This is a genomic window from Pantoea piersonii, assembly GCF_003612015.1.
GTDB classification, from domain to species: domain Bacteria; phylum Pseudomonadota; class Gammaproteobacteria; order Enterobacterales; family Enterobacteriaceae; genus Pantoea; species Pantoea piersonii.
Genome location: NZ_RARB01000006.1, coordinates 272,388 through 294,214, shown reverse-complemented (window position 1 = coordinate 294,214; position 21,827 = coordinate 272,388). Strand labels below are relative to the sequence as shown.

The window sequence follows — 21,827 nt, the reverse complement described above, 5'->3', positions numbered from 1 at the left end:
CATGACGAACTTAACGCAACAGCACGAAGAAAACAGCCTGACCGCAACCGAACAGCGCGTGATGAAAAAGCTCTTCAGACGCCTGATTGTGTTTCTGTTCGTCCTGTTTGTTTTCTCTTTCCTTGACCGTATCAACATCGGTTTCGCTGGTCTTACGATGGGCAAGGATCTTGGCTTAACGTCCACCATGTTTGGTCTGGCCGCGACCCTGTTTTACGTCACCTATGTGCTGTGCGGTATTCCCAGCAATATTATGCTGAGCATAGTTGGCGCGCGACGCTGGATCGCCAGCATTATGGTTTTATGGGGCATTGCCTCTACCTGCACGCTGTTTGCCACCAGCGCGCATACGCTCTACCTGTTGCGTATGCTGGTTGGCATAGCTGAAGCGGGCTTTTTGCCGGGGATCCTGGTCTATCTCACCTGGTGGTTCCCCGCTCATTTTCGCGCCCGCGCCAATGCGCTGTTTATGATAGCCATGCCGGTGACGATGATGATTGGTTCCGTTCTCTCGGGCTATATTCTGGCGCTGGATGGCGTCTGGAGCCTGAAAGGCTGGCAGTGGCTGTTCCTGCTGGAAGGCCTGCCTTCGGCGATCCTCGGCGTCGCCACCTGGGTTTTTCTGGACGATCGCCCCGAGCAGGCACGCTGGCTGGACAACGAAGAGAAACGCGCGCTGACGGCGATGCTCGAACGCGAACGTGAGGTGCCAAAACCGAACTTCGCCGCGCGCAAACCTTTATGGCGCGAGGTTCTGACACCCGTGGTGTTGCTCTATACCTGTGCCTACTTTTGCCTGACCAATACGCTGAGCGCCATCAACATCTGGACGCCGCAGATCCTGAAAAGTTTTAATGAGGGCAGCAGCAATATTGTGATTGGCCTGCTGGCAGCTATTCCACAGGCCTGCACCATTCTGGCGATGGTCTGGTGGAGCCGCCGTTCTGACCGTTTGCAGGAGCGTAAGCGCCATACGATTTTGCCCTATCTGGCCGCGGCTGCGGGCTGGCTGCTTGCTTCGGTGAGCGACCATCCGCTGCTGCAGCTTGCTGGCATTATCATTGCCTCTTCCGCCGCTTTTACCGCCATGGCGATTTTCTGGACCACGCCGGATCAGGCGATCAGTTTTGCCGCACGTGCCGTCGCACTGGCGGTGATCAACGCCTTTGGCAACGTCGGCTCGGCGGTCAGCCCGCTCCTGATTGGTATCCTGCGAGATCTGACCGGCAGCTTCAGTTCAGGGCTGTGGTTTGTTGCGGCGCTGCTGTTGCTGGGCGCGCTGGTGCTGACGCGCATCCCGATGAACCGTGACGATCCGACGGTGCGGCTGCATACGGCTTCGGCGCGCGGCGTGCGGCAGGAGACACCATGAGCGGCTTCGAAAATATCGATATCAGCAAGGTGTACGATGCGCGCTACGCCAGCGAAGAGGTTCACTATGAAACTTTTGCGCGGCTGGCCAGCTTTTTTGGCCGTGATATGCACCCGCACTGGCACGATCGCTCATTTCAGCTGCATATGCTGGTGACAGGAAAAATTACCCTGCAGCTGGACGAGCACTTTTACGCTCTCAAGGCGCCGCTGTTTATCCTTACGCCGCCTTCGGTGCCGCACGCGTTTATCACCGAATCGGACAGCGACGGCCACGTGCTGACCGTGCGGCAGGAGTTAATCTGGCCGCTGGTGGAAAGTCTGTGGCCAGGCAAGGCGGAGGCCATTAACCGCACCGGCATTTGCCTTTCTCTTGAGTCTTCCCCCGCGGCGCTGGAGGCGCTGCACGCCTACTGGGCGTTAATTGCAGCTGAATTCAGGCGCAACGCGCCGGGCAGGCAGCAGATGCTGGTTGCGCTGGCGCAGGCCATCTTTACCCAGGTGCTGCGCGAAGCGCCGCCAGATGAAATGTCGCCCACCAGCGTGCGCGGCGAAATGCGGCAGTTTCAGCGCTTTAACCGCATGATAGATGCCTGTTTTCGTCAGCATCTCACCGTGCCGGATTATGCGCGCGAACTGGGCATCAGCGAGTCGCGGCTGACGGAGATCTGTCGCCGCTTTGCTAACCAGTCTCCCAAAAAACTTATTTTTGAGCGCGTGCTGCGGGAAGCAAAACGCCAGCTGCTGTTCAGCAGCGACAGCGTTAACCAAATATCCTATGCGCTGGGCTACAAAGATCCCGCCTATTTTGCCCGCTTCTTTCACCGCATGGCCGGCTGCTCGCCCAGCCAGTTCCGGAACCGTTAACCGCCCGCGCTGCCAGGGCGAGAAGCGTTATTGCTTGTCGCCCTGATTTATTGAGTTTGATCCCGCTCTCACTTTGTCCGCCCGTGGCGAAAAGTACCAGAAATCCCCTGATTCATCTCTTCCGGCCTTCGCGTTACAGAGCTTAAATCGATTAACACAAGATAAACATTTAAATAACAACTCTGGCGTTTGTACCCGAAGCGTCCCCTTTTGTGAGGTAGATTCTATGAAACCTGAAGATCATCGCGCCGCTGCTAACCGCCCTTTTACCGGGGAGGAGTTCCTGAAAAGCCTGCAAGACGGACGCGAGATTTATATCTATGGCGAACGCGTCAAAGATGTCACCACTCATCCTGCCTTCCGTAATGCGGCAGGCTCTGTTTCAACGTTGTATGACGCGCTGCACGCGCCGGAAACGCACGACAAACTCTGCTGGCAGACAGACACCGGCAATGGCGGTTATACCCATCGCACTTTCCGCTTCGCCCGTTCGGCAGAGGAGATCCGCCAGCAACGCGACGCCATCGCCGACTGGTCGCGACTGACCTACGGCTGGATGGGCCGCACGCCAGACTATAAAGCCGCATTCGGCTGCTCGCTGGGCGCGAACCCGGAATTTTACGGCGAATATGCCGATAACGCGCGTCGCTGGTATCAGCGCATTCAGGAAGCGGGTCTCTACTTCAACCACGCTATCGTTAACCCGCCTATCGATCGTCATAAACCGGCGGATGAAGTGAAGGATGTTTACGTTAAGGTCGAGAAAGAGACCGATGCAGGGATTATTGTCAGCGGCGCTAAGGTGGTAGCGACCAACTCGGCGCTGACGCATTACAACTTTATTGGGTTCGGTTCGGCGCAGGTGATGGGAGAGGATCCGAGCTTCGCCCTGATGTTTGTGGCGCCGATGGATGCCGAGGGCGTCAAGCTTATCTCGCGCGCCTCCTATGAACTGGTAGCTGGTGTGACGGGTGCGCCGTTTGATTATCCGCTCTCCAGCCGCTTCGATGAAAACGATGCGATTCTTGTGATGGATAAGGTGCTTATCCCCTGGGAAAACGTGCTGATTTACCGCGATTTTGACCGCTGCCGCCGCTGGAGCATCGAAGCCGGGTTCGCCCGTCTTTATCCAATGCAGGCCTGCGTGCGCCTGGCAGTGAAGCTCGATTTTGTCACCGCGCTGCTGCAAAAAAGCCTGGAGTGTTCGGGCGTGCTGGAGTTCCGCGGCGTACAGGCGGCGCTGGGGGAAGTCGTGGCGTGGCGCAACCTCTTCTGGTCGCTGAGCGACGCAATGGCGGCCGAAGCGCAGCCGTGGAAGAACGGCGCATGGCTGCCTGATATGCAGGCGATGCAGACCTACCGCGTGATGGCCCCGATGGCCTACGCCAAAATCAAAAACATCATTGAAAGCAACGTCACCAGCAGTCTGATCTATCTGCCATCCAGCGTGCGCGACCTGAATAACCCGGAAATCGACCGCTATCTGGCGCAGTACGTGCGTGGCTCGAATGGCATGGATCACGAGCAGCGCATCAAAATCCTGAAGCTGATGTGGGACGCTATCGGCAGCGAGTTTGGCGGACGCCATGAACTCTATGAGATTAACTACGCCGGAAGCCAGGATGAGGTGCGCCTGCAGTGTCTGCGCCACGCGCAGGGCTCCGGCAATATGAAAAGTATGATGGAGATGGTGGATCGCTGTCTCGCTGACTACGACCGCAACGGCTGGACCGTGCCGCATCTGCACAATAACACCGATATTAATCAGCTCGATCGTCTGCTTAAGTAAAAGAGGTAATCATGTCCAGAGAAGAACAGCATCGCCTGAATTTCCGCGACGCGATGGCCAGCCTGCCAGCAGCCGTGAATATCGTCACTACGCAGGGCAGCGCCGGGCGCTGCGGCATCACAGCCACCGCCGTTTGCTCGGTCACCGATACGCCGCCTACCTTGCTGGTCTGCATTAACAATCGCAGCGCGATGGTGCCGGTGTTTGAGCAAAACGGCAAGATGTGCGTCAACGTGCTTAATCACCAACAGGAGGAGATGGCGCGCCATTTCGCCGGGATGACTGAACTGAGCATGGAGCAGCGCTTTACGCTGGATGGCTGGCGCGGGGGCGCGTTGCAGCAGCCGATCCTGCAACAGGCGCTGGCCAGCCTTGAAGGCGAAATTCAGCAGATCCAGACCATCGGCACGCATCGGGTTTATCTGCTGGAGATAAAACACATCACGCTGGCCAGCGAAGGCCAGGGTCTGATCTATTTCAAACGTCAGTTTCACGCCACGCCGCATCAGCAGCATGCGGTAACGGCCTGATCTCAGGGGGCGCTTGCGCCCCCTTTTTCTACCGGAGAGTACAGATGAAGATCTCAGCAGAGCTGCTTGCCTCGCTGGAACGCCTTGGCCTGCGCGAAATCGCAGATATCGTTTATAACCCCGACTATGACACGCTGTTTACTGAAGAGACCCGACCGTCGCTAACGGGCTACGAAAAGGCGGTGGTGACGACGTCGGGCGCTGTCGCCGTCGATACGGGCGAATTTACCGGGCGCTCGCCACGTGACAAATATATCGTACGCGATGAGGCCAGCCGCGATCGCCTGTGGTGGTCCGATGCGGGACAGGGCAAGAACGATAATCAGCCGATTACGCCTGCCGTATGGCAGCGTTTAAAAGCGTGCGTTACGGAGCAGCTCTCCGGCAAGCGTCTGTTTGTTGTGGATGCCTGGTGCGGCGCTAACCCTGAAACGCGGCTCGGCGTGCGGTTTGTTACGGAAGTCGCCTGGCAGGCGCACTTTGTCACCAATATGTTTATCCGCCCTTCTCCCGAAGAGATGCGCCACTTTCCGGTTGATTTTGTGGTGATGAACGGCGCGAAGTGTACCAATCCGCACTGGCGCGAGCAGGGACTTAACTCCGAGAATTTCGTGGCCTTCAGTCTGACGGAAAAGATGCAGCTGATCGGTGGCACCTGGTACGGTGGCGAGATGAAAAAAGGGCTGTTCTCAGTGATGAATACGCTGATGCCGGCACGCGGTATCGCCTCGATGCACTGCTCCGCCAACGTGGGCAGCAAGGGCGATGTCGCGCTTTTTTTCGGCCTCTCCGGCACCGGGAAAACCACGCTTTCTACCGATCCGCAGCGCCAGCTGATTGGCGATGACGAACACGGCTGGGACGATGACGGCGTGTTTAACTATGAAGGGGGTTGCTACGCCAAAACCATCAATCTTTCGCCTGCGGCAGAGCCGGAGATTTTCCAGGCGATCCGACGAGATGCTCTGCTGGAGAATGTCGTAACCAACGATCGTGGCGAGGTTGACTATGCCGACGGCAGCAAAACGGAAAATACCCGCGTCTCCTATCCGCTTACGCATATCGCTAATCGCGTCAGGCCCGTTTCCGCTGCCGGCCATGCGCAGAAAATTATTTTTCTGACCGCTGACGCTTTTGGCGTGTTTCCCCCCGTCAGCCAGCTAACGGGCGATCAGATAGCCTGGTACTTCCTGTCAGGTTTCACCTCTAAGCTAGCGGGTACCGAGCGTGGCATCAGCGCGCCCACGCCGACCTTTTCCGCCTGCTTTGGCGCGGCGTTCCTGACGCTGCATCCAGATGTCTATGCTGACGTGCTGCTAAAGCGAATCAGTCAGGTGCAGGCGCAGGTATGGCTGGTGAATACCGGCTGGAACGGCCGCGGCGAGCGCATCTCCATCAAAGATACGCGGGCCATTATCAACGCAATTCTGGGGGAGCAGCTGGATGATGTACCGCGAACTACTCTGCCCGTCTTTAACCTGTCAATGCCGCTGCGGCTGCCAGGCGTCAATAGCCAGCAGCTCGACCCACGCAACAGCTGGGAAAGCCACGATAAATGGCACAGCAAAGCGCGCGAGCTTGCCGCGATGTTCCACGAGAACTTCCGCAAGTTCAGCGATACGGAACGCGGTAAGGCGATTGCTGACGCCGGGCCGGAGCGCCCATAAATAGTCCTTTATTTACCCGGCTTTGCCGGGTTTTTTGTGGCCTGGCCCACATATCGCAGTGCCAGTCATCCCTCCTCCTTCTTATGGGCGATAGTGCCTGTTCTGCGCAACGTGGTGTTATCTCAACCGGTTTGACATTCAGACAGGGTACGAGGATGAACATCAAAATTGATGCGCTGAATTATTACGGCGCCACGAAAAAATATCATCTGCATTTTCCGGCATTGACTGAAGATATCGACGCGGATGTGGTGATCATTGGCGGCGGCTTCTCTGGCGTTAATACCGCGCTGGAACTGGCGGAACAGGGCATTACCCGCGTGGTCATCCTGGAAGCGCGCCACCTCGGCTACGGCGGCACAGGCCGCAATGGCGGCCAGGTGATGGCGGGTATCGGCCACGATATCGAGGCGGTGAAAAAGCATGTCGGCAAAGAGGGGATGGCATCGCTGTTTGCCATGGCGAATATGGGCGCGGGCATCATTCGCGAGCGTATTAAAAAGTACCAGATCGATGCGGATTTTGTACCCGGCTACGGCTATCTCGCCTATAACAAGCGACAGGAAAAGACCCTGCGCCAGTGGGAAAAGGAGTTTAAATCCGCCGAGCCCGATCAGGATATTGCGCTTTACACCGGCAGCGACGTCCACAAGGTAATTGGTTCGGACGTCTACTGCGCGGCGCTTAAGCATATGGGAGGAGGACAGATCCACTCCCTCAATATGCTGCTCGGTTCGGCGCAGGCCGCAACCTCGCTGGGGGTGAAGATTTATGAGTCCTCGCCCGTCGTCGAGGTGGAATATGGCAAACAGGTACGCGTCCGCACCGCGATGGGCAGCGTACGCGCCGCTAAGCTGCTGTGGGCGTGCGATAGCTTCCTCAACAACCTTGAGCCGGAGATCCATAACAAAACTCTGGTGACCTACTCCTATCAGATCGCCACCGAGCCGCTGTCCGACGCGCTGGTGGAGCGCATTAGCCCCATTCGCGGCGCCTTCAGCGATATCCGGCCCGTGATCAACTATTACCGCCTCACCCGTGAAAACCGTCTGCTGTTTGGCAGCGCCACGCGCTTTGTTGAATATACGCCGCGCGATTTCGCTGCCTGGAACCGCACGCTGATGTTGCAGGTTTTCCCTTATCTGCACGATGTGAAGATCGACTTCGCCTGGGGCGGTCCGATGGCGTGCAGCGCCAACCTGTTCCCGCAAATTGGCACCTTAAGCCAGCATAACAATGTGTTTTACGTACAGGGCTATTCCGGCTTTGGCGTCACGCCGTCGCACATTATTTGTAAAGTCCTTGCGGAAGGGATTAACGGCGGCTCTGCGCGCTATGACCTGCTAAGCAAAATTCCCCACGCCCGTATTCATGGCCGCGACAGCATGCGTCTGATGCTGGTCACGGCGGGCAAGTTATTACATCAAACCGCTGGCTACTGGAATGGCCGTAGCTAAACGACTGGAGAAAAAGATGAAAGCGATAAAGTTAAACGATCCTATTCCCGAACTGCATCCGATTGGTAGCGTCAGCCTGCTCGGCGCCACGCCAATTGAGGGCGATCCACAGGTGGCAGGCCTGATGATTTATGGCGAGCCGCAGGACGCTTTTTCCTGCGGGCTGTTTTCATCAACGCAAGGCAGTTTCAGCATGACCTATCCCTTTACTGAACAGGCTACGGTGCTGGAAGGCGAAGTCGAGCTGACGGTCGAAACCACCGGTGAAACCACGCGCTATCAGAAAGGTGACACCTGGTTTGCTGAACAGGGCACGACGGTGCTGTGGAAAGTATTAACGCCTCGCTTTGTGAAGTGTTACCTCGCTAATGTCGAATCCCGCTAATCCTCCAGGCGGCCTGCTGGCCGCCGTTTTCCCGCCCTTTTGCCGCTGCGCGCCGCGTTAAAACGCGCGAACGATCACGTTCATATGAAAAAGAGATGACAGCGAAGAAATTAAGCAACACGCTGATAACAAATAAATAACTGTAAGTTGAACGCCTGGCTCTCATCCCTTCGGACGATTTCCCACCGTCCCCAGGCTTGTTTTTAATGAGCATGAGCGTATCACCGTTAATTACATTGCCGGGGTAAATATGAACAATAACAAACTTGGGTCGCTGCTTGAGCGCGGCGTAGTGGGTTTTCCAACGACCTTAGCCAGTTCAGTCGGGTTGATTATGGCAAGTCCTGTCATCCTGACCGTCACCAGCGGCTTCGGCATGGGCGGCGATACCTTCGCGCTAGCGGTGCTGATCGCATTTATCATGATGCAGGCGCAAATCACCACTTTCTCTGAAGCGGCTACGCTGATGCCCACCACCGGATCGGTCTACGACTATATTTCATGCGGCATGGGGCGTTTCTTCGCTATCGTCGGCGCGCTGTGCGCCTATCTTATCGTGCATATCTTTGCCGGCACGGCGGAAACCATCCTTTCAGGAATTATGGCGCTGGTGAACTTTGAGACGCTTAACGCTCATCTTGATGCGCATCACAGCACCTGGCTGGTTGGCGTCGGCCTGGTCATTATTTTTGGCTTTCTTAATGCGCTCGGCGTCGAAATATTTGGCAAGGTTGAAGTGGTGCTGACATTCATTATGTGGTCAACGCTCGCTATTTTCGGCCTGTGCGGAATACTTATGGCGCCAGCAACGCACCTGCCTGGCTGGTTCGGCAGCACGCTGGATTTGCACGATCTTTCAGGGCTGTTCGGTTATATCGGTATGGCGATGTTTATGTTCGTTGGCTGCGAGCTGGTGACGCCGATGGCGCCGGAAATTAAGCAGGCGCATCGCACCATTCCCCGCGCGATGGCGCTTGGTCTGTGCGGCGTCGCATCCTGCATGTTTCTCTACGGCGCGGCGATCAATCGTCAGGTGGAAAATGTGGTGGTTGATGCGGCTAACGGCGTGCATCTACTTGATACGCCGATGGCTATCCCCGCCTTCGCCCATCGCGTTATGGGCGATTTTGGACAGTACTGGCTCGGTTTCGGACTGCTGCTGGCAGGCGCAGCCACCATTAATACGCTGATGGCCGCCGTGCCGCGTATTCTTTATGGCATGGCGCTGGACGGGGCGTTGCCGCGTTTCCTCACCTGGCTACATCCGCGTTTCAAAACGCCGCTGGCGGCCATAGCGGTTGCGGTCGCTATTCCCTGTCTGCATGCATGGTATTTACAGGGCAGCCTCGACCGTATTGTGCCGCTGATCCTCGCGGCCGTATGTGCCTGGGGTGTAGCCTACCTTCTGGTGACCTTATCGGTGGTGCTGCTGCGCCTGCGTCGTCCGGATCTGCCGCGCGCTTACCGCTCGCCGCTTTTCCCGCTGCCGCAAATCATTTCCAGCGTGGGTATCATTATCGCTATTCTGAATATCACCCCGCCGGGCATGCACAAAAGCGATATTCTGATACCTTTCGGTATTATGCTGGCGGTGACAGCAGCCTATGCGCTGGTGTGGACGGTGCTGGTGCAGCGGGTGAATCCTTTCCGGCCGGTCGCCGTTGAAGAGGTGCTGGACCGCGCATTTGCGCGCCACGGCGAACCCGCCGCTGGCGTCCCCGATGTGCTGCGCTCGCTGGTGTAGCCATCATGCTGACCGCCCTCGCGCGCGATCTTGCCGGCTGGCCGCTGAGCCAGGACAGCGATGGATTCCAGTTGCAGCTGGACAAACAACAGCAGGTCGCGATCAGGTTGCATACCCGGCGGCTGTTTATGGCCTCAATTATCAGTAGCCGGTTTAGCTGCCGCGGCGCGGCGGCGCAGACCGCATCCTTTCGTATCGATGTGCATCAGCCCGGCAGGCTGCGGCGGCGTCCTGTTCAGTTCCGCTCGCGTCAGCCTGCCGGGCAGGCGACAGCAGCCTGGCTGAACGGGTTTCCTCGTCTGTGTGAAACGCTGGGCGAGCTGGATTATCGCAGCATAAAACTGGAGGTGGATCCGCATGGCTGGTACTGCGTTATTGAACCCTGGGGAGCCAGCGAAGTGGTTTGCCGTATGCCTCCGCTGCGGCGTTATTTACGTCTGGAGCAGGCGCAGCGCGTGCTGTTGCTGAGCAGCCTGAAGATGATCGGCGACGCCTTCGCTATGCTGATGACCGCCTGAAGCCCTTGCCTGGCGCTTATCGGCCCAGCAGCCCGGCGGCAAAACACCGCTGCAGAGGTTTGTGTCGCCTGAAGAACAGATCGCGATGCCCGCGATCTGTTCTCAGCCGCTAAATGACGGTGCTGTATCACGTCTTTATATCACTCGCGCACCGTTTAGCCTCACGCCGACAGCGTTCGGAGCAATACTGCACTTCATCCCAGCATTTTTCCCATTTCTTTCGCCAGGTCATCGGCTTTCTGCAGTGCTTACAGTATCGTACCGGCAACGATTGTTTATTCCCTTTAAAGGTATTCATGATCGATGGGACTCAGGCTGCTCCCGGTGGAAGCGGCTGGCAGCCCACCAGATCATTAGCGCCGTCAGGGCAATAATGCCCAGCACTGCGAAAGCCGTGCTATAGGAATAACGGGCTGCAACGCTGCCCGCCAGCGCCGGACTCATCGCGGCCCCGACCCCCTGCATAAGCATAATGATGCCCTGGCCTGCATTGGTATGTCCGCTTCCCTCCAGCACCTTAACGATATACCCTGGTACCGCCACGCCCAGCAGTCCGGCCGCCAGGCCATCAAGCACCTGAACCGGGATCATCGCGTAAGGACCAGTGTATGCAGAGGCGAGCGCGGCACGCACCGGCAACACCAGTAGCGCTGCCGTAATCAGTAATGAATATCCTGATTTTTGCGCGTGGCTGGCGGCAAACAGCGCGACCGGGATCATCACGCACTGCGAAATTACCACCGTCGCGGCAGTGTAAACGCCAACAGGCATCGCGCCGTGATGTGAAACTGCCGCATGCATACTCAGCATGGGCAACAGAGCGGCATTGCTGAGGTGAAACAGCAGCAGCGTTAACCCGATAAAGATAACGGCTGGATTGCGAATAAGGACCGAGAGCTCAGGCACGACAAGCCTGGTTTCATCACCGCTTAAGCCACGGGCGAGTCGATTGTCGATATCCTGATGCCTGATAGCTAAGACAGAAAGCGCCGCGCACAATGCCATAGCGGTCATTAACGCAAAGACGGCGCCTGTGCCCCACCAGGCGACGGAAATCCCGGCGGCGATCGCCGCTGACATATTGCCGCCGTGGTTAAAGGCTTCGTTTCTGCCCATCTGATGGCTGAATTTATCCGGCCCGGTTAAGCCAAGCGTGATGCCGGTGAGTACAGGCGCGATAAAGGCTGCCGAGAGGCCGGTCAGGATTTGCGAGAGAAGCGTGACCCACGGCTCGGGAAAATACCAGAGCAGCAGCGTTGAAAAGGTGATGACAAGCGAACCGATAATAAGCAGCAGTCGTTTATACTGGGTCGCATCCGTTATCAGCCCCGCAGGGATAGTGGCGACCAGCCCAGCCAGACCGCCTGCCGTCATCACCCAACCAATATCGTCCGCTCTCCAGTGGTGTTCAGTCAGAAAGATGCCTAAAAAAGGGCCTAACCCATCCCTTACGTCCGCCATAAAAAAATTCACAAGGCAAAGTGCCTGAAGCGATCGCAGCGTCATAAAATCCTCGTTAATAAATAAAGGCCCATCTGCGTGTATCCCGCTGCGTTTAATCCTGGCACGTTAAATCCCGCTATGTGAAAAACTGCTTTCTTCCTGGCGGCTGAGCGGCCCGCTGGTTGCTTCAGTGACGTTAGCTCTCCCGCGCGAAGCCGCTTATAAAAGGTTTTTTTATCTTTTATTTGCTGGCATTCGGTATGGCTTATTTATATTTGGCTTTATTAGCGCTGCTTTATGGCATTGGAAACAGGCCTTTTGATTATTCGTTTATTTTGGCAAAGCAGAGTGTTAGCGCATCTGGGCTAAGTTAATTTTTCAGAAAAGACGCTTGCGATACTAATGATTAATAAGGGGCGGCATCCGCTGACTTTACTGATGGTTAAAAATAAATGAGGCGTTCAACTTCGAGGGGAAGCTGATGGTGGCATATTTACCACGAATTAGAGTTATTAACTCTGGCCCGGCTTGTCTTTAAGCTTCAGGAATGGAATGGGTAAATATTTATTTTAATTTTCAATGTATTATGTTAATAATTATTTGGCGCTATTTATGGTTTTCCTGTTCGACTTTATATAGTAGTGTATTGAAAATACTGCTTCTTGACTGGACCTTTCCCTTAATTCTTTATAAACAATGACGGATTTGTTTTCTAATTAATCTAGAAGCATTCCGGCTTATAATGGCAATGTTTTTTAAATAGTGGTAGCTACAGGTGCTCTTATGGTTTTTTACGTAGTTATATAGAGGGGGTGTAATCAGGTTATTTTAGTGGATCGTCTCTGGGTTTGATTTTTATATTTCTATCGCCTTCCATCCCTTTTTGTCGTAATCAACGATCTGAAGCCAGTGATTAATAAAACCTTACCATCTGAGCATGCTGGTATCGTCGCCCGTTCCTGCTCTTTCCCTTAGCCGCAGCAGGATACCTGCTTTTTTACCGCCACGCTGGCCCTCCTCCTCCGTCCAGAGCCAGGGACTCAACAAGGGCAGCACAGATGCGCTAACGGCGGATCTTTCCTTCCTTACATCCTGACTTTATATAATAAGACTTATACAAACCCAGCGACACGCCTTGTTAAACCCGGTATCATGCGGATCCGGGCCAGATCCTGCCCTGATGGCGCTGTTTACTCTTATGCTTTGGACTGGAAATCGATGACCGGGCATCCTGGACGGCGCGTGCGCCCCTTTAAAATGACAACGCTACGTAAAATCTGCAGGAGTCTACCCCTGCTTTTTTCTCAGAATTCACGTAGCGCGATCAAAGATTAAATTGCGAATAAATTAAACAAATATGGATGGAATCATCGCCACAAACGCCCTGCTGCCCCTTTCTCCGTCGGATGACGATCTTACACAGCGCCTGCGTGAGTTTGTTCAGGATAAAGACGCCTTTGCGCCCAACACCTGGCGGCAACTGATGAGTGTCATGCGCGTTTGTCATCGCTGGGCAACGGCCAATAATCGTACTCTGCTGCCCATGTCGCCAGAAGATCTGCGTGACTATCTCAGCTACTTGCAATCGATCGGGCGTGCCTCTTCGACCATTGGCACGCATCAGTCGCTGATAGCGATGTTACACCGTAACGCGGGGCTGGTTCCTCCTTCCACTTCACCGCTGGTATCGCGAGCGGTAAAAAAGATCAATCGCGTTGCGGTAGTCTCCGGCGAGCGCACCGGTCAGGCACTGCCGTTCCGGCTGAGTGATTTGCAGAAGGTGGAAGCCGCGTGGGCGGATAACCAGAGTTTGCAGAATATGCGCGATCTCGCTTTCCTTCATGTGGCTTACAGTACGCTGATGCGTATCAGCGAAGTGGCACGTTTTCGGGTTGGGGATGTCATGCGCGCTGAAGATGGCCGCATCATTCTCGAAGGGTCATGGACCAAAACTATCCTGGATACCGGCAGCCTGGTAAAAGCCCTGGGTTCGAAGTCATCCGCAGTGCTGACAAAATGGATTGTCGCATCGGGCTTAATTCATGAACTCGATGCCTTTCTCTTTGCCCCGGTTCACCGGTCAGGCAAAGTGATGGTCGTGACCGACGAACCGATGAGCACGCCTGCGCTTAAAAGCATTTTCACCCGCGCCTGGGAGGCAGCCGGCCATACCACTACTGCGAAGCCAAACAAAAACCGTTACCGGCGCTGGAGTGGTCACAGCGCACGCGTCGGCGCGGCACAGGATCTGGCACGTAAAGGTTATTCGGTACCGCAGATTATGCAGGAAGGAACCTGGAAAAAACCTGAAACGCTGATGCGCTACATTCGCTATGTGGAAGCTCACAAGGGAGCAATGGTCGATCTGATGGAAAATAATGAAGAATAAGCCGCTTAGTTATCCACAGAAAAAGTGGACAGCCTGTGTGAAACTCCGGGAAAAGATGCGACGAACTGCGCATTGATACAGGAAATCAGTCTATTTTGGGAATGAATTAATACGCAAATACATCGGCTTACCCGCTCCTGATTGAGCTATGCGTTTAAGTCATATCTCCAGGCACACGAACTCACAAATTTGACCCCATTTTTTCATAATGGTTCAGATGAATTCGCCTGAAGCTGCATGTTTACCTTCTGTCCTGTCGAAAGACTATGCTTACGCTTCCCGGAAGCGCAGCGCGTTGATGACCTCTACAAGCGCAGGCATCATCTGGCGGCGGTTTGCATAGTAAAGATGGTATCCCGGAAAATGCGGCCACCACTCTTTTAGAACGGGGAGTAACTGCCCGGCTTCAATGTGCTTCTGCGCAAGATCCAGCGGAACATAAGCAAGCCCCGTTCCATCCAGCGCTGCCTGTAGCATAAGGAAGGTGTTGTTAAAAACGGTCTGGCCCTGCACCCGCACCGATAATGTCTTGCCCTCTTTTTCAAAATCCCATGCATAGAGCCCGCCACGTGTAGGAAGCCGCAGATTGATACACTGATGCTCGGTCAAATCAGCGGGTGTTTCAGGCATCTTTTTATCCTGCAGATAGTCTGGCGAACCGACCACCGCCATATGAAAGTCGGGTCCGATCCTGACGGCTATCATATCCTTATCAACCACATTGCCGACCCGGACGCCAGCGTCGAACTGCTGCGCCACAATATCCGTCAGGGCATAGTCCACGCTTAACTCGATATGAATGTCCGGGTATCGCTTCAGTAAGGGCTGCAGTCGTGGCCAGAGCACAGAGGCGATCGCGTGATCGTGTGCGGTAATGCGAACGGCGCCTGCCGGTTTCTCGCCCATCGCGCGCAGAGACGCCAGTTCGCTGTCCAGCTCGCTTAGCATTGGCATTAACCGGTTATACAGACGCATTCCGGCTTCCGTAAGTGAAACGCTGCGTGTTGTGCGCGTCAGTAATCTGACGCCGAGCCGCGCCTCCAGCGCCGTAATCGCATGGCTTAATCCCGAACGCGATATGCCAAGCTGAGCTGCAGCGCGGGTAAAGTTTTTTTCGCGCGCCACAATTTGAAAGGCGCGCAGGTCATTAAGATTTTCATGCGCCATTGGTGAATCTCCTGCACATAGGCGTTCATATTTGCCCATCTTATCAAACAATACGCCTGAGCCTAAACTGAACTGACTATTCATCGGCAGGCCAGCGCCTGACCCATTTAACTTACTGGTAAAGGGGATCGTATGAAGAGACTTGCTGCTGCTGCGCTGTCCCTCGCGCTTGCCTGTTCCGCCGTTCACTCAAAGGAGTACACACCTGTGATCACCGTAATGCAAAGTGGAGAAAAACCTTCAGTAAAAGGTTCGCCTGACTATTTCACCGGAACGGTACGAATTGACTCTCCGTTTCAGGGAAGTGAGCCAGCCCGTATAGGCGGCGCGACCGTGACGTTTGAGCCTTCTGCCCGCACAGCCTGGCATACGCATCCCCTTGGCCAGACGCTGATTGTCACCGCTGGCCTTGGGCTCGTTCAGGAGTGGGGAGAGCCGGTACGCGAAATCCGGCCTGGAGATATTGTATGGATACCGGCTGGCGTGAAGCACTGGCATGGCGCCGCGCCAGAAGTGAGCATGTCGCATATCGCTATTGCTGAAGCGCAGGAAGGCAAAGTGGTTGACTGGATGGAGCAGGTCAGCGACGAGCAGTATGCCGGCGTTGAAAAATCGTAAGGGCATAATGATGAAGCGGAGCATAGCTGCCGGTCTGGTGTTATGCGCCGCTCTGGTTTATTCCGGCAGCGCTGCCGGAGAGCGCGATACCCACGCTTCGATAAAGAGTAACGCCATGCTAATTCAACAGAAACATCCTCTTACCGCGCAGCAAAAGCAGACGGCGGTTATCGCCGCGTATGCCGCGACGGGTGATATCCCTGCGCTACACCAGGCATTGCAGCAGGCGCTGGACGCCGGTCTGACCATCAGCGACTGCCGTGAGATCCTGGTTCAGCTTTATGCCTATGCTGGTTTTCCCCGTAGCCTGAATGCGCTGGCTGAGTTGATGAAAGTCATTGATGCGCGTCGGGAACAGGGCATAAAAGATGCAGAAGGCAGAGCGCCTGGCCCGCTGCCGAAACCCGAAGAGATGCTGGCGGCCGGAACGCAGAACCAGACAACCCTCGCAGGCAGCCCGGTCAAAGGCGCCCTGTTCGATTTCGCGCCTGCGATAGATCACTATCTGAAGGTCCATCTGTTCGGCGATATTTTCAGCCGCGACAACCTCGACTGGAAAAGCCGCGAGCTTGCTACCGTTGCTGCGCTGGCGGCCATGACCGGCGTGGAATCGCAGCTGAAAGCGCACCTGGGCATAAGCAAAAACGTCGGGCTGACGGATGCGCAGCTCGCAGAGCTTATTCCTCTGTTTGAAAGCAGAGGCGAGAACAGCACTGCGCAACGGCTCCAGGGTGCGCTGGACGCGGTGCGCGATCGCTAACAGGAGCATGCTGCGCCGCTGTCTGCGGCGCAGCAGCTTTACTCAGGGCTGACTGATTCCGAACAGGCGATGCATCGCCTTTGCACCTTCTTTCGTTACCGTGACTTCACGATATCCGGGCACGCGAAGCAGCCACGCATGCTGAAGAAAGCATGTCAGCAGCGCATGACCTGCGTCTCCTCCCAGATGAAAGCGCCTTTCACTCCAGTCAAGACATGAACAACAGGCTTTGCGCCTTGCTTCAGGATGCAGTACCGCCCCCAAATCATGAAACTGCGTTTTACCAACAGACGTAAGAGATGATCCGTCAGGCTCCAGCCACTTTTCCTGCAGCATAAATGCGTAAATATTCACAGCAAGTTCGCCGGCAAGGTGGTCGTAGCAGGTGCGCGCGTAGCGTAAATGCTCAGGAGTGCGCGGCGGTGGCAAAGCGCGGCTGTGGGTGGATACGCCCATCAGGTTTTCCAGCAGTCCGGCAATGTGATGCCCGGCCAGGCTGTAATAGCGGTGACGTCCCTGAGAGAGGCAGATGATCAGCCCGCTGCTGAGCAGCCGCGCAAGATGGCCGCTGGTGGTCGAAGCGGCAACAGAGGCTGCCGCGCTGAGCTCGGTGGCGGTCCAGGCCCGTCCATCCATAAGCGCGCAGAGAATAGTGACCCGGGACGGATCAGACAGGGCGGCAGCCACGAGCGACATCGATTTTTCCAGACCGCTCTCTGGGAGCGAGTCATGTTCACTCTGCAACAGGCTCATTCGACACTGTCTCCCATTTTCTGGTGACTTCAGCAGCCCGAACATCATCATCCGTAAGAAGAATGAGCCGGTTGCTGTGATCGCTATACTGTACTCGAATATTAATGCCGCTCCGGCCCAGAGCATCAGCGAGTTCGCCCAGCTCTCCGGGACGTTCCTGAGCTAGTTTTCGGATCAGCGGGCGACACAGCGCTTTAACGTCAAATCCCGCTTCCGTCAGCACCAGCCGGGCCTTTTCTCCATCCTCAACAAGGTAATGGGCGTGTCCACCGTCGGAGGTGGTAAAAACGCCGCCGCCTTCAAGTCCGATGCCGTTTTTCCCCAGCGTACCGCCCAGTAAGGCAAGCGCGCCTGGCCTGTTGCTCAGAACGATGTGGATATCATACATGCTGATGCGCTTCCTTATCTGAAGAGTAATCGCGGAACACGCGGGCGACCCGTATTCTGTAGCTGGCGAAAATAGATTCCCTGCCCTCTTTTTGCGCGGCCTGATGCATAACGTTTTGCTTCCAGTGCGCCACGGCATCTTCGTCTTCCCACCAGGAAAGAGACAATATTTTTCCTGCTGTACTCAGGCTTTGAAAGCGCTCAACAGAAATAAATCCTGGCGCATCAGCTAATAAAGGCTTCAGCTCCGCGGCAAGCTGCAGGTAGCGTTCCTGCGCGTCAGGAAGGGCATTCGCTTCAAATATTACGGCAATCATTTGCTGTCTCCGGTGTGAAATACGCCGTTCAGCTTATGGTGAGCCACAGCCCGATGCTTCGGCGTGCGCCGAAGTATGCGCTTGTCTGACTGAGAAAGGTTAGCGCTGCATAAAGCTGCTTTTCTTAAGCCGTTAACAAACTAAACAGGCGGCTGTTTTTGTGCCTCGCCCGATGGCACTGGCTCCGTTTCATGGATCAGTTTGAGTAAGTGCGTTACCGTTCTGGCCGTATTGCTGCGTCGCCAGGCAAAGGCGATATCCGTAAAGAGCGTATTGTTCTCTATCTCGCGAAAGACAATGTGCGGGTTGTTCACACAGCACATGGATGCAGGCACCAGCGCGATTCCGCAGTTAGCCCCCACCATGCCGAGGGAAGAGGTAATCTGGGGCGCCTGCTGAAATCGCGCCGTATTGAATCCCGCGCGCAGACAGGTACTCACGATCAGTTCATAAAGGCTGGGGGAAACATCACGCGGGAAGATGATCAGCGCTTCGTCCGACAGCTCTGACAGCGCAATGGTGTGCTGATGGCTGCGGGCATGATCCGCTGGCAAGGCGATTAACATTCTCTCGGTGGCGATCACCTTCAGGTTAAATGCTCTGCTGCTTTCGCAGGGCAGCCGGATAAAGGCCGCATCGAGCATTCCCTCTCGCAAGTCCTGCATCAGCAACGCCATATTCTCTTCCCGCGTGATGAGCTCCATCGCGGGATAACGCGCCTTAAAACGGCGAATAAGATCGAATACCGGCTCGCTAAACGCCACCGAACTGGCAAAACCCAGCGACATCTGTCCACTTATGCCCCGCGCCACGCCGCGGGCTTTTTCCAGCGCGAGATCGGCCTGCTGCACAATCTGTATCGCATCAGGCAGAAAAGCGCTACCCGCCTCGGTGAGCTCCACGCCACGCGTCAGTCGCTTCAGCAAAGGCGTGCCGATCTCATGCTCCAGACGCTGAATTTGCTGACTCAGGGGAGGTTGAGAAATGCCAAGCATCTCCGCTGCGCGGGTGAAGTGCAGCGTCTCGGCCACAGCAACGAAATAACGTAGATGGCGAAGTTCCATATCAAAAACGTCTCAAAGTTAACTGGTTTAGCTATTGGATTCTGTGAGCTATCTGGCCCACCATGATATTAACACGGCTTAACTATCGGTTTGTGAGGCAGCATATGTGTAATTTTGTATCTGACTGTTCATGTGAGGATCAGCTAAAAGAGACCCTCAGTAAACTTGCAGATGAATCACCAGAAAAAGTTATCTATCAGACATCGCTGATGAGCGCGCTGCTTAACGGCGTTTACGACGGCTCTACCACGGTTTCTGACCTGTTGCGGAAAGGCGATTTTGGCCTGGGTACGTTCAACCAGCTTGATGGCGAGCTGATCGCCTTTGACAGCAACGTTTATCAGTTACGTTCCGATGGCAGCGCGCGTCCTGCCCGTCCTGAACAAAAGACGCCGTTTGCCGTCATGACCTTCTTTAAACCTGAGTATCAGCATCAGTTTGCCGAAACCGCAACGCGTGACGATGTGCACCGCGTTATTGACAGCAAAATCACCTCAGATAACCAGTTCTGCGCGCTGCGCATCAGCGGCCGCTTCCGCACTGTCGAGACGCGAACCGTGCCCTGTCAGTGCCGTCCTTATCGCACCATGCCTGAAGTGCTGGGCAATCAGCCTACGTTTAGTTTTAGTGAGAGTGAGGGTGAGCTGATTGGTTTTCGCACACCGCAGTATATGCAGGGAATCAACGTAGCGGGCTACCACGAACATTTTATTACCGAGGACCGCCAGGGCGGCGGACACATTCTCGATTACGTACTGGAGCAAGGCACGCTGACTTTCGGCGCCATCAGCCAGCTGGTGATTGATCTGCCGCAGGACAAGGATTTTTTGCAGGCCGATCTCAATCCCCACGATCTTGATGAAGCCATTCGGGCTGTCGAAAGCTAACAAGAGAGGTAAAGATGAACACGCGAAAAAATAACGCGCAATGGAACAGCAGTGCCGATCTCGTGGTGGCGCAGCTTGAGGCGCAGGGCGTCAATCATGTATTTGGCATTCCTGGCGCTAAAATCGACAAGGTGTTTGATTCTCTTCTGGACTCTCCCATTCAGCTTATCCCCGTCAGGCATGAAGCCAATGCGGCCTTTATGGCTGCGGCCGTCGGCCGACTGACTGGCAACGCCGGCGTGGCGCTGGTCACTTCCGGGCCGGGCTGTTCGAATCTGGTTACCGGCATGGCTACAGCCACCAGCGAAGGCGATCCCGTCGTGGCAATTGGCGGAGCGGTAAAACGGTCGGACAGCGCCAAACAGGTGCATCAGAGCATGGATACCGTGTCGATGTTTCGTCCGGTCACTAAATTTGCTGTCGAGGTTACTGAGTCCTCTGCGCTGGCCGAATGTATCTCGAATGCGTTTCGACATGCTGAAAACGGACGTGGGGGCGGCTCTTTTATCAGCCTGCCGCAGGATATTGTCGATCAGCCGGTAACCGGCACGCCGCTGCAAAACAAAGGGCGCGTAACGCTGGGCGCTGCGCCCGACGCTCTGATTGAGTCTGTGAGCCGTGAAATCGCGCGGGCAAAAAATCCGGTGATCCTGCTGGGCCTGATGGCGAGCCAGCCGGAGAACAGCGCGGCGATACATGAGCTGCTGACGAAAAGCCGCATACCCGTGACCAGCACCTATCAGGCCGCTGGCGCAGTCAGGCAGGAACACTTCTCGCGTTTCGCCGGACGTATCGGCCTGTTTAATAACCAGGCAGGAGACCGGCTGCTCCAGCAGGCTGACCTGATTATCACGATTGGCTACAGCCCGGTTGAGTATGAACCGGCAATGTGGAACAGCGGAAAAGCGCGCCTGGTGCATATTGATGTTCTGCCGGCAGACACAGATAACCGCTACCAGCCAGACGCTGAGCTGGTCGGCGATATTGCGCAGACCGTACGTAAAATCGCTGCGCGCATCACTTCGCCGCTGCAGCTCAGCGACGCTGCCGCCTCAATTCTGGAGGATCGTCAACAGCAACGGCAGCTACTGGCGATGCAGGGCGCCAGCCTGAATCAGTTTGCGCTGCATCCGCTGCGCATCGTCCGTGCGATGCAGGACATTATCAATAATGATGTCAGCCTGACGGTGGATATGGGCAGCTTTCATATCTGGATTGCCCGTTATCTTTACAGCTTCCGGGCGCGGCAAATCATGATTTCTAACGGGCAACAGACGATGGGTGTGGCGTTGCCATGGGCGATCGGTGCCTGGCTGGTCGATCCTTCGCGCAAAGTCGTTTCTGTCTCTGGCGACGGGGGATTCCTGCAGTCCAGTATGGAGCTGGAAACTGCCGTCAGGCTGAAAGCCAATATTCTGCACATTATCTGGGTCGATAATGCTTACAACATGGTCGCCATTCAGGAAGAGAAAAAATATCAGCGCCTTTCTGGCGTCAACTTTGGCCCGGTTGACTTTAAAACCTATGCCGAGGCGTTTGGCGCGGCCGGTTTTGCAGTAAACAGCGCGGCAGAGCTGGAGCCGACGTTACGTCAGGCGATGGATGTGAACGGGCCGGCAGTGGTCGCAGTTCCGGTCGATTACAGCGACAACCCGTTGCTGATGGGACAGTTGCATCTCAGTCAACTGCTTTGATTTAACATCAAAAAGGATAT

General features: G+C 55.5%; 20 protein-coding genes and 1 pseudogene. 14 read left to right on the top strand and 7 right to left on the bottom strand.

What is annotated here, in order from left to right; genetic code table 11:
- Position 1: 1 nt before the first annotated feature.
- From hpaX to D7S44_RS17330, 9 genes and pseudogenes are all read left to right on the top strand, one after another.
- Positions 2 to 1,353 (top strand): annotated as a pseudogene (gene hpaX / locus D7S44_RS17370) (4-hydroxyphenylacetate permease); the annotation flags it as partial.
- 15 nt (positions 1,354 to 1,368) lie between these two features.
- The gene (hpaA, locus tag D7S44_RS17365) at positions 1,369 to 2,238 is read left to right on the top strand and encodes a 4-hydroxyphenylacetate catabolism regulatory protein HpaA (protein ID WP_120456953.1); all 870 of its coding nucleotides are present in this window, start codon (positions 1,369 to 1,371) and stop codon (positions 2,236 to 2,238) included.
- Between the two features lie 226 nt (positions 2,239 to 2,464).
- The gene (hpaB, locus tag D7S44_RS17360; RefSeq protein WP_120456951.1) at positions 2,465 to 4,027 is read left to right on the top strand and encodes a 4-hydroxyphenylacetate 3-monooxygenase, oxygenase component; all 1,563 of its coding nucleotides are present in this window, start codon (positions 2,465 to 2,467) and stop codon (positions 4,025 to 4,027) included.
- Between the two features lie 11 nt (positions 4,028 to 4,038).
- Complete coding sequence (gene hpaC / locus D7S44_RS17355) at positions 4,039 to 4,557, top strand: 4-hydroxyphenylacetate 3-monooxygenase, reductase component (RefSeq protein WP_120456949.1); 519 nt, start codon at positions 4,039 to 4,041, stop codon at positions 4,555 to 4,557.
- A 44-nt stretch (positions 4,558 to 4,601) separates the two neighbouring features.
- Positions 4,602 to 6,224 carry a phosphoenolpyruvate carboxykinase (ATP) gene (gene pckA, locus D7S44_RS17350; protein WP_120456947.1) on the top strand — a complete coding sequence of 541 codons (1,623 nt, stop codon included), beginning with the start codon at positions 4,602 to 4,604 and terminating at the stop codon, positions 6,222 to 6,224.
- A 155-nt stretch (positions 6,225 to 6,379) separates the two neighbouring features.
- Positions 6,380 to 7,681, top strand: coding sequence for an NAD(P)/FAD-dependent oxidoreductase (locus D7S44_RS17345; protein ID WP_120456946.1), 1,302 nt, complete (start codon positions 6,380 to 6,382; stop codon positions 7,679 to 7,681).
- Between the two features lie 16 nt (positions 7,682 to 7,697).
- Positions 7,698 to 8,066: a cupin domain-containing protein gene (locus tag D7S44_RS17340; protein ID WP_120456944.1), complete on the top strand. Its 369-nt coding sequence runs from the start codon at positions 7,698 to 7,700 to the stop codon at positions 8,064 to 8,066.
- A gap of 250 nt (positions 8,067 to 8,316) precedes the next feature.
- Complete coding sequence (locus D7S44_RS17335; protein ID WP_120456942.1) at positions 8,317 to 9,810, top strand: APC family permease; 1,494 nt, start codon at positions 8,317 to 8,319, stop codon at positions 9,808 to 9,810.
- A 5-nt stretch (positions 9,811 to 9,815) separates the two neighbouring features.
- Positions 9,816 to 10,328 carry a DUF3156 family protein gene (locus D7S44_RS17330; protein WP_120456940.1) on the top strand — a complete coding sequence of 171 codons (513 nt, stop codon included), beginning with the start codon at positions 9,816 to 9,818 and terminating at the stop codon, positions 10,326 to 10,328.
- A gap of 127 nt (positions 10,329 to 10,455) precedes the next feature.
- Here D7S44_RS17330 and D7S44_RS17325 read toward each other — a convergent pair whose 3' ends face one another.
- Both D7S44_RS17325 and D7S44_RS17320 read right to left on the bottom strand, forming a co-directional pair.
- Positions 10,456 to 10,626, bottom strand: a complete 171-nt coding sequence (locus tag D7S44_RS17325; RefSeq protein WP_120456938.1) for a DUF2256 domain-containing protein — start codon at positions 10,624 to 10,626, stop codon at positions 10,456 to 10,458.
- On the bottom strand, positions 10,623 to 11,834 hold the full coding sequence (locus D7S44_RS17320; RefSeq protein ID WP_120456936.1) for an MFS transporter: 1,212 nt from the start codon (positions 11,832 to 11,834) through the stop codon (positions 10,623 to 10,625). The genes D7S44_RS17325 and D7S44_RS17320 overlap by 4 nt, the downstream gene beginning before the upstream one ends.
- 1,294 nt (positions 11,835 to 13,128) lie before the next feature.
- Between D7S44_RS17320 and D7S44_RS17315 the strand changes: the two genes are divergently transcribed.
- Complete coding sequence (locus D7S44_RS17315; RefSeq protein WP_120456934.1) at positions 13,129 to 14,160, top strand: tyrosine-type recombinase/integrase; 1,032 nt, start codon at positions 13,129 to 13,131, stop codon at positions 14,158 to 14,160.
- A 270-nt stretch (positions 14,161 to 14,430) separates the two neighbouring features.
- Here the strand turns inward: D7S44_RS17315 and D7S44_RS17310 are convergent, their stop codons facing one another.
- Positions 14,431 to 15,327 (bottom strand): LysR family transcriptional regulator, encoded by an 897-nt coding sequence (locus tag D7S44_RS17310; RefSeq protein WP_120456932.1) that lies wholly within the window; start codon positions 15,325 to 15,327, stop codon positions 14,431 to 14,433.
- 219 nt (positions 15,328 to 15,546) lie between these two features.
- Between D7S44_RS17310 and D7S44_RS17305 the strand changes: the two genes are divergently transcribed.
- Together D7S44_RS17305 and D7S44_RS17300 are read left to right on the top strand one after the other, a co-directional pair.
- On the top strand, positions 15,547 to 15,945 hold the full coding sequence (locus D7S44_RS17305) for a (R)-mandelonitrile lyase (RefSeq protein ID WP_240629497.1): 399 nt from the start codon (positions 15,547 to 15,549) through the stop codon (positions 15,943 to 15,945).
- Between the two features lie 115 nt (positions 15,946 to 16,060).
- Positions 16,061 to 16,705 carry a carboxymuconolactone decarboxylase family protein gene (locus D7S44_RS17300; protein ID WP_240629488.1) on the top strand — a complete coding sequence of 215 codons (645 nt, stop codon included), beginning with the start codon at positions 16,061 to 16,063 and terminating at the stop codon, positions 16,703 to 16,705.
- Between the two features lie 42 nt (positions 16,706 to 16,747).
- Here D7S44_RS17300 and D7S44_RS17295 read toward each other — a convergent pair whose 3' ends face one another.
- The 4 genes from D7S44_RS17295 to D7S44_RS17280 all read right to left on the bottom strand — a co-directional run bounded on the left by D7S44_RS17295 (position 16,748) and on the right by D7S44_RS17280 (position 19,226).
- The gene (locus D7S44_RS17295; protein ID WP_120456928.1) at positions 16,748 to 17,458 is read right to left on the bottom strand and encodes an ArsR/SmtB family transcription factor; all 711 of its coding nucleotides are present in this window, start codon (positions 17,456 to 17,458) and stop codon (positions 16,748 to 16,750) included.
- On the bottom strand, positions 17,439 to 17,846 hold the full coding sequence (locus D7S44_RS17290; RefSeq protein WP_120456926.1) for an amino acid-binding protein: 408 nt from the start codon (positions 17,844 to 17,846) through the stop codon (positions 17,439 to 17,441). Before D7S44_RS17290 ends, D7S44_RS17295 begins: the two co-directional genes overlap by 20 nt.
- Positions 17,839 to 18,162: an antibiotic biosynthesis monooxygenase family protein gene (locus D7S44_RS17285; RefSeq protein ID WP_120456924.1), complete on the bottom strand. Its 324-nt coding sequence runs from the start codon at positions 18,160 to 18,162 to the stop codon at positions 17,839 to 17,841. The genes D7S44_RS17290 and D7S44_RS17285 overlap by 8 nt, the downstream gene beginning before the upstream one ends.
- Before the next feature lie 140 nt (positions 18,163 to 18,302).
- Positions 18,303 to 19,226, bottom strand: coding sequence for a LysR family transcriptional regulator (locus D7S44_RS17280; RefSeq protein WP_120456922.1), 924 nt, complete (start codon positions 19,224 to 19,226; stop codon positions 18,303 to 18,305).
- 104 nt (positions 19,227 to 19,330) lie between these two features.
- Here D7S44_RS17280 and budA point away from each other — a divergent pair, with 104 nt between their 5' ends.
- Both budA and alsS read left to right on the top strand, forming a co-directional pair.
- Positions 19,331 to 20,113: an acetolactate decarboxylase gene (gene budA / locus D7S44_RS17275; protein ID WP_120456921.1), complete on the top strand. Its 783-nt coding sequence runs from the start codon at positions 19,331 to 19,333 to the stop codon at positions 20,111 to 20,113.
- Between the two features lie 14 nt (positions 20,114 to 20,127).
- The gene (gene alsS, locus D7S44_RS17270) at positions 20,128 to 21,807 is read left to right on the top strand and encodes an acetolactate synthase AlsS (protein ID WP_120456919.1); all 1,680 of its coding nucleotides are present in this window, start codon (positions 20,128 to 20,130) and stop codon (positions 21,805 to 21,807) included.
- Positions 21,808 to 21,827: the final 20 nt, after the last annotated feature.